The 12354-nt window shown below is 60.0% G+C and carries 15 protein-coding genes and 1 tRNA gene; 7 read left to right on the top strand and 9 right to left on the bottom strand.

The annotated features are described in order from the left end of the window. Positions 1–31: 31 nt before the first annotated feature. From ACZ5PA_RS05840 to ACZ5PA_RS05850, 3 genes are all read right to left on the bottom strand, one after another. A complete protein-coding gene (locus ACZ5PA_RS05840) occupies positions 32–382 on the bottom strand; it encodes a Zn-ribbon domain-containing OB-fold protein (RefSeq protein WP_464929404.1) in 351 nt (116 codons plus the stop codon). Beyond that, positions 379–1518, bottom strand: a complete 1140-nt coding sequence (locus tag ACZ5PA_RS05845) for a thiolase domain-containing protein (protein ID WP_464929405.1) — start codon at positions 1516–1518, stop codon at positions 379–381. Before ACZ5PA_RS05845 ends, ACZ5PA_RS05840 begins: the two co-directional genes overlap by 4 nt. A 58-nt stretch (positions 1519–1576) precedes the next feature. Next, positions 1577–1675: transfer RNA gene (locus ACZ5PA_RS05850), tRNA-Ser, on the bottom strand. A 100-nt stretch (positions 1676–1775) separates the two neighbouring features. Between ACZ5PA_RS05850 and ACZ5PA_RS05855 the strand changes: the two genes are divergently transcribed. Together ACZ5PA_RS05855 and ACZ5PA_RS05860 are read left to right on the top strand one after the other, a co-directional pair. Further along, entirely contained in the window at positions 1776–2120 is a 345-nt protein-coding gene (locus tag ACZ5PA_RS05855; protein ID WP_464929406.1) for a clan AA aspartic protease, read from the top strand. 188 nt (positions 2121–2308) lie between these two features. Further along, the gene (locus ACZ5PA_RS05860) at positions 2309–3763 is read left to right on the top strand and encodes an NAD(P)/FAD-dependent oxidoreductase (RefSeq protein ID WP_464929407.1); all 1455 of its coding nucleotides are present in this window, start codon (positions 2309–2311) and stop codon (positions 3761–3763) included. Here the strand turns inward: ACZ5PA_RS05860 and twy1 are convergent. From twy1 to ACZ5PA_RS05880, 4 genes are all read right to left on the bottom strand, one after another. Next, entirely contained in the window at positions 3760–4821 is a 1062-nt protein-coding gene (gene twy1, locus ACZ5PA_RS05865; RefSeq protein ID WP_464929408.1) for a 4-demethylwyosine synthase TYW1, read from the bottom strand. The two genes, ACZ5PA_RS05860 and twy1, sit on opposite strands and share 4 nt — an antisense overlap. Before the next feature lie 39 nt (positions 4822–4860). Beyond that, the gene (locus ACZ5PA_RS05870) at positions 4861–6021 is read right to left on the bottom strand and encodes a M16 family metallopeptidase (protein WP_464929409.1); all 1161 of its coding nucleotides are present in this window, start codon (positions 6019–6021) and stop codon (positions 4861–4863) included. Between the two features lie 73 nt (positions 6022–6094). Beyond that, positions 6095–7597, bottom strand: coding sequence for an NAD(P)H-hydrate dehydratase (locus ACZ5PA_RS05875; RefSeq protein WP_464929410.1), 1503 nt, complete (start codon positions 7595–7597; stop codon positions 6095–6097). A 16-nt stretch (positions 7598–7613) separates the two neighbouring features. Then, a complete protein-coding gene (locus ACZ5PA_RS05880; RefSeq protein ID WP_464929411.1) occupies positions 7614–8096 on the bottom strand; it encodes an NUDIX hydrolase in 483 nt (160 codons plus the stop codon). Positions 8097–8221: 125 nt separating this feature from the next. Here ACZ5PA_RS05880 and ACZ5PA_RS05885 point away from each other — a divergent pair, with 125 nt between their 5' ends. The 4 genes from ACZ5PA_RS05885 (at position 8222) to ACZ5PA_RS05900 (ending at position 9330) form a co-directional block, all read left to right on the top strand. Further along, on the top strand, positions 8222–8536 hold the full coding sequence (locus tag ACZ5PA_RS05885) for a hypothetical protein (RefSeq protein WP_464929412.1): 315 nt from the start codon (positions 8222–8224) through the stop codon (positions 8534–8536). Further along, positions 8533–8838: a transcriptional regulator gene (locus ACZ5PA_RS05890; RefSeq protein ID WP_464929413.1), complete on the top strand. Its 306-nt coding sequence runs from the start codon at positions 8533–8535 to the stop codon at positions 8836–8838. The genes ACZ5PA_RS05885 and ACZ5PA_RS05890 overlap by 4 nt, the downstream gene beginning before the upstream one ends. Next, entirely contained in the window at positions 8835–9062 is a 228-nt protein-coding gene (locus ACZ5PA_RS05895) for a ferredoxin (protein WP_464929414.1), read from the top strand. The genes ACZ5PA_RS05890 and ACZ5PA_RS05895 overlap by 4 nt, the downstream gene beginning before the upstream one ends. 106 nt (positions 9063–9168) lie before the next feature. Next, complete coding sequence (locus ACZ5PA_RS05900) at positions 9169–9330, top strand: 50S ribosomal protein L40e (RefSeq protein ID WP_464929415.1); 162 nt, start codon at positions 9169–9171, stop codon at positions 9328–9330. Here ACZ5PA_RS05900 and ACZ5PA_RS05905 read toward each other — a convergent pair whose 3' ends face one another. Both ACZ5PA_RS05905 and ACZ5PA_RS05910 read right to left on the bottom strand, forming a co-directional pair. Next, positions 9331–10041 carry a hypothetical protein gene (locus ACZ5PA_RS05905; RefSeq protein WP_464931229.1) on the bottom strand — a complete coding sequence of 237 codons (711 nt, stop codon included), beginning with the start codon at positions 10039–10041 and terminating at the stop codon, positions 9331–9333. A 47-nt stretch (positions 10042–10088) separates the two neighbouring features. Beyond that, positions 10089–11009 carry a zinc metalloprotease HtpX gene (locus ACZ5PA_RS05910; protein WP_464929416.1) on the bottom strand — a complete coding sequence of 307 codons (921 nt, stop codon included), beginning with the start codon at positions 11007–11009 and terminating at the stop codon, positions 10089–10091. 26 nt (positions 11010–11035) lie between these two features. On the opposite strand from ACZ5PA_RS05910, the gene ACZ5PA_RS05915 reads away from it, so the two are divergent. Next, complete coding sequence (locus ACZ5PA_RS05915; protein WP_464929417.1) at positions 11036–12337, top strand: MFS transporter; 1302 nt, start codon at positions 11036–11038, stop codon at positions 12335–12337. Positions 12338–12354: the final 17 nt, after the last annotated feature.

The raw sequence follows: 12354 nt of genomic DNA on the forward strand, positions 1-12354 counted from the left end.
CTATAGATTACGATGTCTAATAAAGATTAGGCTACTGTAAGGCCTTCTTGAATACATACCACCGGCCCGGCGGCCTTTTTATCTCCGCTATCTCCCACTCCACTTCGTCCCCCACGTCGACTCTCCCCTCGACGCGTCCGGGCACGCGGAAGTTGCCGAATTGCGCTACGGCGACGTAGTAGGGCGGCTCGTATAGGCCGTTGGAGACGTGGACCTCGCTGTAGGTCAAGACGACGCCCCTCTTGGGCACTTCGACGATCTCGACATCGCCTTTGCACTTCGGGCACATGGGCAGAGGCGGGAAGTAGTGGAGCCCGCAACGCGGGCAGCGGGAGCCCACCAGCCTCCCCTCCGATAGGGCCTTGAACAAGGCAACGGTCATACCGCCAATACGTGCACGACGACTGTCGAGTTGACGCCGCCTTCGTTTACCGCTATTCCGACCTCGGCGTTGGTCCCCCTCCTGCCCGCCCTCCCCGTGAGTTGTAGATAGAGCTCGTATATCTGGGCGAGCCCCGTGGCGCCTATCGGGTGGCCCCGCGCCTTTAAGCCGCCCGAGGGGTTCACCGGTATCTTCCCCCCTAAGTAGGTCTGGCCCTCCCTTATGAGTTTATACCCCTCCCCCCTTTTGGCGAAGCCCAACGCCTCGTACATGAGGATCTCGTTTATGGTGAACGCGTCGTGCACCTCGGCAACTTGGATTCGCGAGGGCTCCACGCCGGCTTGCTTATAGGCCTTCTGGGCCGCCTCCCAGACGGCCGCAGGCCACGTCATGTCGTCCCTCTGCGATACGCTTAACGTGTCGGTGGCTACGGCGGAGGCTAATATCTTGACCGGCGCGTCGACGAGCCTCCGCGCGGCCCTCTCTGAGGCGACCACGGCGACGGCGGCGCCGTCGCTGATGGGGGCCGAGTCGTAGAGCTTAAGAGGAGTCGCTACAGGCTTGCTCTTGAGGCACTCCTCCACAGTTATCGCCTTCCTGAAATGGGCCTTCGGGTTCTCCAAGGCGTGTCTGTGGTTTTTGACGGCCACCTCGCAGAGGTCCTCCTCGGTCGCGCCGTATTGGTACATATAGCGCCTGGCCACCATGGCGTAGTGGGCCGGGATGGTCACGCCGCTGAGCTGGTCCACGAGATCGCTAGCGGACATCAAGGCGTCTGTCACCTCCTCGGTGGACTTCGCGGTCATTTTCTCGACGCCCACGGCCAAGGCCACGTCCACGAGGCCCGACTTCACTGCCATCACGGCGTTGTGGAGGGCCAACGCCCCCGCGGCGGCGCACGCCTCCACTCTGTAGGCCTCTCTAGGCAGCAGACCTAGGGCCTCGGCCACGAGCGCGCCGTACATTATCTGGTGTTCGTAGACCTCGGACTGGACCCCCACGTACACGGCCTCGATCACGTCGGGGCTGACGACGTCTAGGACCTCCTTGAAGGCCTCGACGACTAGCTCCCGCGACGTCTCCTCGCGCCTTCCTATCTTGGACATGCCGGCCGCGACGAGATACGCGAGGACCATATCGCTACACCGTCCTTATTAAATTATGTCATCGCATGGCCACAACTAGAAGAATAGACGCCGGGGGTGGGATTTGAACCCACGCCCCCTCGCGGGGACGGGATGTCCTGCCTCTAGGCCTCGAGTCCCGCGCCTTGGGCCGCTCGGCCACCCCGGCTGTTTCAGCCATATTTCATAATTTTTAAGCTTATTGCCGGCCGCCACCCCTACTACGGCGTGGGCCGCGCGCTTCAAAGAAATATAACAGCTGACTATACATGGGCTTCACGTTCGTTGAGGTGGAGATAGGAGGGAGGAAATATAAGGGGCTCGTGGACACGGGCTTCAACGGGGAGATAGTCGTCAACAAGTCAGTTGCGGCCGAGGCGGGTCTGAAGCCCTTTAGGATCAAGGAGAGGACGTTAGCTGACGGCAGAACTGTCAAGGTCGAAGTCGCCGTGGCTGTGGTTAAGATAAACGGCGAGGAGACGGAGGCCTTCGTGGAGATACTAGAGGGCCTCCCCCTCGACGTGTTGATAGGCATCCAAGCGCTCGAGAGATTAGGCTACGTGGTGGATCCGAGGACCGGAAGGATCGAGAAGCTCGGCTTATATATCCTCTAGCAGGGCCGACCTCGTCGTCCCTCGATCTCCGCGCTTGTTTAAACAAATGCAGAACTTCTAACAGCCATCTGCATTAAAATTTAAGCATATGTTTAAAAACTTATCCGCGCGCCGAGCGCTCCGTCCTCGGTACTCTGGGGCGCCGGCTGTCTTGGACGACTTACTGCGGCAAATTTTTAAAAAACATCATGGAGGGATCGGTGATAGGGCAGTACCTCTCTCGGCTCAAGGCCTTGGACGCCCACGTCGGCGAGTTCGACGTCGTTATAGTGGGCGCGGGGCCCGCGGGCATGTTCGCCGCTTACGAGCTGGCCGAGATGGGCGGCTTCCGCATCGCTCTCATCGACGGCGGGTTACGGGCGTCCCAGAGGATTTGCCCCCTCCAGACCCCCATGGAGAAATGCACATTCTGCATCCCGTGCCATATCATGTACGGCGTCGGCGGCGCCGGAACTCTCAGCTCTGGGCTCATAAACCTCAGGCCGGACGTGGGCGGGGACCTACACGAGCTGCTCGGCGATTGGGATAAGGCGACGGAGCTGATAAACTACGTTGACTCTATATTTGTCAAATTCGGAGCGCCCGATAACATTTACGAGCCCAACATGGATGCCATAAACAAGCTCTCGGCCCTAGCCGCTAGAGTGAACGCCAGGATAATCCCCATAAGGCAAAGGCACATGGGCACCGACGGCTCCCGCAAAGTGGTGGAGGCCATGGCCCAGTACTTGGAAGAGCGCGGCGTGAGGCTCTACACGTCGACTTGGGCGCTCTCTGTGGAGAGGAGCTCCAAGGGCTTTGTGGTCAAGACCAACAGAGGCGTCTTCGAGGCCCCTGCAGTCCTCTTAGCGCCCGGCAGGGGAGGAGCCGAGTGGTTGGTCTCGACGTTGAGGAGGCTCGGCGCGAGGCTGGAGTTCGGGCCGATAGATATAGGCGTGAGGGTCGAGGTGCCCTATCAAGTCATGAAGCCCTTGACCGACGCAGTGCACGACCCGAAGGTGATCTTCTACACGTCGAAATACGACGATAAGGTGAGGACCTTCTGCACGAATCCGCGCGGGTTCGTGGTCAAGGAGGTCTACTCCGACGGGACTATAGGGGTTAACGGGGAGACGTATCTCGAGAAGAAGAGCGAGAACACCAACTTCGCGTTCCTCGTGACGTTGCGCCTCACGAACCCCATGGAGGACGCCATCGAGTACGGCAAGTCCATAGCCCGTTTGGCCACAAAGCTGGGGGGCGGCAAGCCTCTGATCCAACGCCTCTACGACCTCGAGAGGGGGCAGAGGTCGACGTGGGAGCGCATCAGGAGATCCAGCATTTCGCCCACGCTCAAGGACGTCACGCCGGGCGATATATCCTTGGCGTTGCCCCACCGCGTGGTCGAGGACATAATAGAAGGGCTCAAGAAGCTGGATGAGCTGGCGCCCGGCGTGGCGAGCCCCCAGACGTTGATATACGCGCCCGAGATAAAGTTCTACTCGGCGAGGCCTGCCGTGGACGAGAACTTGATGACCACTGTGCCGGGCCTCTTCGTGGCGGGCGACGGCGCCGGGCTCTCGAGGGGTATAAACGTCGCTGCGGCGACCGGCGTCTTGGCCGCCAGGGGCATCGCCAAATACTTGAAATCCGCTAACAGCTAGGCGCTCCCCGGCGGCACGATCCAACGGTCCACGTATCTGTCCATGTTCTGCAACACGGCTATCCTGCTCCTCTCGTCGTCGTCCATGTAAGCGAACTTGGCGCCGATGCGGTCGAGCTCCTCCTCGAGCTTCTTTGCCCATCCCACGACTTCTTGATGCGTCAACATGTCCTCCCTCCTCAAACGGCGGGTCGAATAGCCCAAGTGCATATAGCTCTTGACCTCAACGAAGTGGGGATTGCCCCTCTTGACTAGCTGGGCGAACAGCGGTATATACCTCTCGTCGTAGTTCATGCTCCTTATGAGGGTTATGCGGACGACGGTCCTCGTGGGCATAGAGGCGAGGAGGTCGAGGCTCCTCAACCACCTCTCCCAAGCGTCCTCCTTGTTCATCACGGGGACGTTTATGAGGTAGTACAACTCCTTGTTGGGCGCGTTCATGGACAAGTAGAGCTGGGTGGGCAACGCGTCCTCCTTGATCAGCCTCTCCAACATCTCGGGATGTTGGCCGTTGGTCACCAAGAAGACCGACTTTGTGTGCGGCAGGGATTTTATCAACTTAATTAACTGGGGCAGTTTGGGGTACAAAGTGGGCTCGCCCGATAGCGATATGGCCCAATGCGTGGGCGCCAAGGCCTCCTTGACCCTCTCCTTGGCGCCTTCGTGCCCCCAATAGCCCGAGAGGAGCCTCCTCCTCTCCTCCAATACTCCCTTGACGATCTCCTCCGGTTCCATAGTCCACCACTCCTCAACCGCGATCGAGTCGTACTCCTGTGTCGGGCGCCAACAGTAGACGCAACGGTTGCTGCAGATCATCCCCACGGGGCTCATCTCAACGCATCTGTGGGACCCGCCGGCGGGCGCGTTGTAGAACTTGACCTTGTAGCAAGAGCCGCTCCCCTCCAAGGCGTCCTTGGTCCATTTACACAGCTCCACCGTGGCGTGGCCGTACACGCCGTAGTGGGCCTCGATGAGCCTCCTCGCCGTGCTGGCCTTTATGACCAGCCTAGGGCCTATCAGCGAGTGATGCGCGCCAATGGGCTCCTCCTCGCAGGACACGACCAATACGTTGTGTCTATATATAAGCTCGAGGCGTCGTCACTCAGGCGTCAAGTAGGCCTCCGCGTCGTACTCCACGGCGTTGGCCAAGGCCGATAGGCCCTCGGCGACTGCCGCCTCCATCTTGTCCTTTATAGAGGAGGGATCTAGCCCCCTCATCAACGCCTCCACGTATGCGTACGCCCTATTAAGCGGCGCCTCCATCCCCTTCCTCCACTCATAGGAGAAGTACTTGAGCCTATGAGGAGGCGGAGTCCAAGGCTTCCTCAAGAGGTCCCTCACCACGGCCCGCGCGGCCTCTAGATCGTGCGCCGACTCGACCACTACTTGGAGGAAGCCGTCGCGGCCAGCGCAGTCGAAATCGACGTAGTAGGAGTACGCCAGTCCTCTGTTGCGTAGCTCCTCGAACAACAAGGACTTGGTGCCAGAGGCCAAGTGGAAGGCCGCGGCGTTCAGTCGGAAGTAGGCGTCGTCGAGCCTTACCCTCACCGCGTAGCTGTAGTAGACTCCGTCTATCTCCTTCCTGGCCTCCTTGAGCAGAAGCGGCCCGCGCCCCATCTCTGGCACCGCCTTACGGGGCGCAGAGCCCTCGAGGCGCGAGAACTCCTCCTCGGCCTTCTTCACGGCATCCTCGCCGACGCCTCCCGCCAGCGCCACTACTAAATTATCGGGGGCCACCCACGTCTCCTTAAATTCCATCAATTCCTTCAACGTAGCCGCGGAGATGACCTCAGGCGAGCCGCTTATGGGTCTACCCCAAGCGCTGTCGCCGAACAATGAGGACATGCCCAAATCGCCGATCCTCTCGCTGGGGTTCTCCTCGCTCATCCTAATCTCAGACAACACCACTCCCTTCTCCTTCTCGAAACGCGCCTCCTCGTACTCGTCGTTGGCGACGATCTTAGCCGCTATTTCCACTAAGCCGCGCGCCCCCTCGGCCAAGGACTGAAACGTGAGGACCACCATCGAGCGGTGGGTGAACGCGTTGGATTCACCTCCTAGGAGCTCCACGGCCTTATCGACGTCGAGGCCGGGCACATAGAAGAGCATGTGTTCCAACAAGTGGGAATAACCGGCTTCATCCTCGGGCTCGAAGAGAGAGCCAACGCCTATTCCCACGACCACTGAGGCCAGCGCTGACGGATAGGGGTCCACCACCAACACTACCCCGTTGTCGAGCCTCTCCTCCTTGGGCCTCATGGCCGCGCCTCGGCGAGAGCCTTAGAAAAACGCATGGCGTTGAGATCGATGCTCTATAAAAAATTAACCTTGATTAGCCTTTGATGATTTCATCAGCAAACCTTTTAATTATAACTGGTATATACTTTATTAAATCAGAAGCGGCTATGTGGAAGCCGAGCTCCTTGGCGGCCTCCTCCCCCGCGAGGCCGTTGACGAACGCCGCCACGGACGCCGCGACGAACATGTCGTTGGTCTTAGTGGCGAGCCCAGCCACGAGCCCCGTCAAGACGTCGCCGGTCCCGCCGACAGTCATTGCGGGAGTGCCCGTGATGTTCACCTTGACCCTCTTGCCGTCGCTTATGACGTCGAATCGCCCCTTGAGGAGCACCACGGCGCCCAACTTGCCGGCTTGTTCCCTTACGGCGCGGATGCGCTCTTTGAGATCCCGCGGGGGATCGAGGCCCGTCAACGCCTTGAACTCGCCGGCGTGGGGCGTGAAGACCACGGAGCCTGAGGCTCTGGCGCCGGGCAACGCCTTGATGGCGTCTGCGTCGACGATTAAGGGCTTGCCCGACAGCTTGCGGAAGATCTCCTTGACGGCCTCTTGGGTCTCTTGCTCTGTCCCTAGCCCCGGCCCTATGGCGACTACGTCGGCTTTCTGGGCTAACGAGAGCACCTTGTCTACGTGAATCGGCTTGAGCCTATCGCCGGGGAGCGGCACCGCGATCAGATCGGGGGAATAGGCCTTGGCGGCGGCGGCCGCGGGCTCGGGCTCCGCGAGCACCACTAAGTCTACGCCGACCCTCAAAGCCGCCAGCGCCACGTATATGGGCGCTCCCGAATACTCGGCGGATCCGCCCACCACGAGCACGCGTCCGTGATCGCCCTTTTTCGAGTCGGCCCTCCTCGCGAATCTCAAAAGGCGGAAGTCCCCAGGCCCCACGTACAGCTCGGCCTCGGGCGGTATGCCGATCTTCTCGACGATTAGCTCCCCCACGTATATCCTCGCTTGTTCGGCCAAGAGGCCGACCTTGGCTTTGTGGAACGTCACGGTCACCGCGGCCCTCACCGCCTTGTCCCTCACCTCGCCGGTGTCGGGGTCGAGGCCCGAGGGCACGTCCACTGCTATCTTGGGAGCCGGCGACAAGTTCATGAGGTCTATCGCAGTCGAATGGGGCTCCCTCAGCTTTCCCCTTATGCCGGTCCCCAGAACCGCGTCGATTATCAAATCGGCCCACGTGAACCAGCCCTGCAATGCAAGGAGCTCCTCAGGCGTGTTCGCCACGGCTATCTCCACCATGGTCCTCCGCAACGCCTCGAGGTTCACCCTCGCCAACTCCTCCCTCGGCTCGCCCAAGACGATCACCCTCACCTCCTTCCCAGCGCCGTGGAGGTGTCTAGCCGCCACCATGCCGTCGCCGCCATTATCGCCGGTGCCGGCCACCACCAAAATGCGTTTGGCCTCGGGGAATTTGGACAACGCGGCTCTGGCCACGGAGGCTCCCGCGTTCTCCATGAGCACGAGCCGGGTCACCCCTAGCCACTCGGCGTTTCTGTCCGCTACGTACATCTCCGTCGAGGTTATGGCCTCCACGAGGAGAACCGCGCGGTTAATATATAATACCGCAAGAAATAGCGCGTTTTATAAAACGGTAGGTCAGACCCCAGATGATCCAATCGTCGACTTTGAAGGCCGGCCTCCCTCGCCACTCGACCTCGATTAAATCGTCCTTGGAGATCCACTTGTACCCCGCCAGCTCATCGCTCAGCCTCAACTCGGCGATCTGCGGTACGTCGAAGACGAAGGGGTAGACGCGAAGGCTCGGCGCGTTCATCGGCGAGTCGGGATCCATCACTCCTCTGAAACTCGCCGCATCGAGCTCTAGCCCCACCTCCTCCCTCACCTCCCTCTTGACCGTGCCCATTAGGTCCTCGCCCGCCTCCCAATGGCCGCCCGGGAAGCCCACTTGTCCCGACCAAGGATCCCCCGGCCTCTCCGCCCTCTTGACCACTAGGAACTTCCTCCCGTTTAAGATCAACGCCACGGCCGCTGTGTTCAGGCCGCCGCTGGGTATGGTCAAGCTAAGACACATGTCCCTTAACGCGCCCATTTATAAAAGCTCAGAGAGCCCGGTCTCCTCACGCGTCAGCCCTTGCAAGCGACATCACTTAGATCGCAAGATCGTCATTATTTAAATACCGCACAGTAGATCTCGACATGTCCGCCGAGATCTCCCTCCTTCACGGGAGGGCCAAGGAGGAGTTCGACAAAAACCCGTGCGTGGTTGACGCCCCCGACCAGCTCGCCGAGTGCGCCAAGAACAGGCTAGCGGCCGCGGGCTTCGAGGCCAAGGACGTGTTGTACCTAGACGCCAACGTGGACCCCGCCGAGTCGCCCGACAAGGCGCGTTTCTTGAGGGTGGAGGCCAGCTACGGCGGAAGCGCCGATAAGCACATCTTCACGTTCGCCGTGTTGAAAAGCGCCGGCAAGTACAAGCTCCTCTGGCTCCAGAGCGCCGTCGCAACTAAATGAGCGAGTTCCTGACCGACAGAGAGCGGATAATAAGAGTTCTCCTATCCGCCGAGAGGCCTTTGGACGTGTACCAGATAAGGGATTTGGCCGGCTTGGACCTCAAGCCCTCCGAGATCTACGACGAGTTAGAGCATGTGGCGAAGACCCTCAAGAGGCAGGGGCTAAGGCTCGAGATGACGCCGGCGCGTTGCAGAGACTGCGGCTACGAGTTCAGAGATAGGGAGAAGCTCAAGAAGCCGTCTAAGTGCCCGAGGTGCCGTAGCGAGAGGATAGATCCGCCTAAGTTCTACGTAAGGAGATGACGGCGAAGGTCGCGATCAAGGCCGAGGAGTGTTTCTCTTGCGGGCTCTGCTACGTGTTGGCCCCCCGCGTTTTCGTCGAGGGGGCCGAGGGGAAAGCCGAGCTCGACCCCAAGTACCGGAAAGGCTCCCCTTACGTGGGGGAGGTGCCCGACGAGCTCGTGCCCGAGGCGATCCGCGGCATGACGACTTGTCCCGTCAAGGCCATAGACGTGGAGCCGTCTTGAGAGGCGGCCGTCTAGATCGCCTAGGCGAGCGCCTCGAGCCTCGCCGCGCCGTTGTAGAGCCGCCAACGGCCTTGTAAAGCTTAAAAACCGGTGCCGGGCAGAGGGCATGCCCGTCACTCTAGATCCCGAGAAGCTGAGGATAGTCCTCGAGCACAGGTTCAACTACAAGATCTGCAGGAACTGCGGCGCGAGGAACCCGCCCGAGGCCGTTAAGTGTAGACGTTGCGGGAGCAAGAACTTGCGTTTGAAGAAATTCAAGAGTAAATGATTAAATAAGTAGCCTCACCTCGACCTCCCAGTTATCGCCCGGGGTCACATACACCAGCGCCGGCTTTAAGCCCAACGCCCCGAGCACTTTTTGTCTAGCCTCCAACACCATCTGTTTCCTCCTGATCTTAGAGGGCTTGAACTTGAACCCCGTCTTGACCTCCACGTGGTATAACTCCCCGCCCTTTTCGTAGATCAAATCGACGCGTTTTAACGTCTCGACGACCTCTATTTGCTCCTCCTCGGGCAGATCCTTGGCCCGCTCGTAGAGCTTGAGCGCTGCTCGGCGCTCCTCCTCGGCGAAGTCGGCTCCGACCACGTGCTCCGGCTTTACTCCGTGTTTGACGTAGCTGGCCAACTCGCCGAGGCCTGTCCTCAACACGGCGAGGAAACGGCCGTCGTCTTTGCCCACGTATTTGACGAGGCCTTTTGGCGGGTCCAAGAAGAGCCTATAGCCGTCGGGGCCTATGGACGGGACGAACCAGCCCTTATGAAGGGGCCACCTCCCCTCGATGAAGGCCGACACGTAGCCCCTCCACATACGCCCTAAGTTCCTCATCTCGATATCGGGCAACTTGTCATAGGTCAAAAGCCCCTCGAGGAGCATGGCGACGGCCTCGCCTCTGGCCGAGCCCGGCAGGACGCGCATGGCGGCGATCTCGCCGAGGAGGCCTATATCGGGCCCCAGAGCGGCGAGGAGGTTCACCCTCATCTCCACGAGGGAGGGTTTACATCAACATAAATCAGCTTCGGTTAATATCAGCGCGGCCCGGCGCTAGACCACGCCAAGATGTTCCTCACCCTCTTGGCGGGATGCGGATGTGTCGACAAGAGGTCCGCCAGCGCGGAAGCCCCCTCCCTCGACCACTTCTGCAAGAGCTCGTCCGGATCGCTCTCCCTAATCCTCATAGGAGGCACCGTCAAGACGATCCCCCTAAAGGGGTCCACCCTCACGTTGCTCATGTAGATCTGTATTTTCGCCAAAGCCCTAGCTAAGTCCGCCGCGGCGGGGCCTAGGAGGCGCGCGGCGTGCAGGTCGGCGTATGTCTCCCTCAGCCTGTTGAACCAGAGGACGAAAATCTGTATGAAGAATGTGGCGGCCACGAGAAGGAAGCCTATCGCGAGCATGATCAAGCCGAGCAACACGGCCTCATCCAGCGCGGCGAACAACAAGGCTTGTCCGGAGTACATCAAGAACCCGCCTATAGAGCCCAACGCCGACGGTATCAGCCCCAGCGCTAGGACGACCTCCATGTCGAAGTGCTTCACGTGCCCCACCTCGTGGGCCAAGACCGCGTATAGCTCCTTCTCGTTCAGTATCTCCAACAACGGCCTCGTCACGGCCACGCCCCTCCCTTGCACGAGGTTGCCGAAGGCGAACGCGTTGGGGAACGGATCCTCTGTGATGTAGACCTTGGGCGGCCTGACGCCGGATCTCTCCGCTATTTCGCGGACTATATCGCTCAACCAAGAATAGGCCGGGTCGTTAGTGACCTCGCGCGCCCCCCTGCCTATCAGCGTCGGCGCTAGGAGCCATTGGAACAACCAAAAGAGCGGGAGGCCCACGGCGAGTATCCATAGGGGCAACGAGAACAATGAAAACAAGAAGTAGACGACCGCGAACTCGGCCAGCACGGCCAATGCGCCGGCTACGGCCATTTTGAGCCAAAGCGATTTCATAAACTATAATAAATTTGCTAATTCTTATGAGCCGCGCCGCCGGCCTCGCCTCTATAGCGGTGAGCAGCTTCGTGATGCCGTATATAGGCAACGCCATAAACGTGGTCGCCCCGGCTATATACGCGTCCATGGGGGCCGGGAAGGGCTTCGTGGCCCTCCTCCAAATGGCGTTGGCTCTTTCGGCCGGCGCCCTCGCAATACCCATGGGGAGAATCGGCGACCTCTTGGGGCGTTCGCGCGTGTATAAACTGGGCTTATTAGTAATAACAGTCTCCTCAGCCGTTGCCCTCGCCTCGTGGACGCCCGCGTTGCTCATGGCCTCCGCCGTGGCCATGGGAGTGGGCGCCTCTATGATATTCGGCACGAACTACGCCATACTTGCGTCTATGTACAAGCCGGGCGAGCGCGGCAAGGCCGTGGGTCTCAACGTCTTGGCCGTGTACGCAGGCCTCTCCAGCGGCCCTGTCATAGGCGGGGCCTTGGCGCAACTCAATTGGCGGTACATATTCTTGGTCAACATCTTGCTGGGCTCCATATCGCTCGCGCTCTCGAGGGACATAAAGGCGGGCAAAATCGGCGAGGGCAAATACGATGTCTTGGGAGCGTTGTTGCTCACGTCATCGCTCGTGTTGTTTGTGTGGGGGATCACGTATAGCCCGTACGCCGCGGCGATAGGCGTTGTCTTGTTGGCTCTATTTGCCCTTTACGAGCGCAAAGCGGATGCCGCCCTCCTCGACCTCTCGGTATTTAGAAGAGCTCGATTCACGACAGCGGTCGCGGCGGCCGCGCTCAGCTACATGGCCACCTTCGCCGTGGTCTATGTGCTCAGCCTATATCTCCAACAACTGAGGGCCATCACTCCGGCCTACACCGGCCTTTTGTTGCTCCCGCAACCGGTGTTTATGGCGATCTTCGCGCCCTTATCGGGCTTTCTGTCAGACTTCGTGGAGCCGGGCGTAATCTCGTCGATAGGGATGGGCCTTGTGGCCGCCGCCCTACTTCTGATGAGGTCCATAGGGGCCAATACGCCCTTGCCTACGCTGGAGTTGGAGCTGGCTCTTTTAGGGCTCGGCTTCGCCCTCTTCATATCGCCTAATACCAACATTATATTAAACTCGGTGGAGCCCAGACACCACGGCATGGCCTCGGCCATAGTAGCAGTGGCGAGGCTAGTGGGCCAGTCCTTGAGCATGGCCGCGACCGCGTATATCCAGATGTCCGCCCACGACGTCCTCTCGGTCGTGAGGTCCTCGATGGAGTTATTCTCAGCAGTTTCGTTAGCCGCGACGGCTCTGTCCCTAGTGCGCGCGGGCAAGATCAAAGCTTAAAAGAGGGATGAGCGACG

It is taken from the genome of Thermoproteus thermophilus (genome assembly GCF_055392855.1).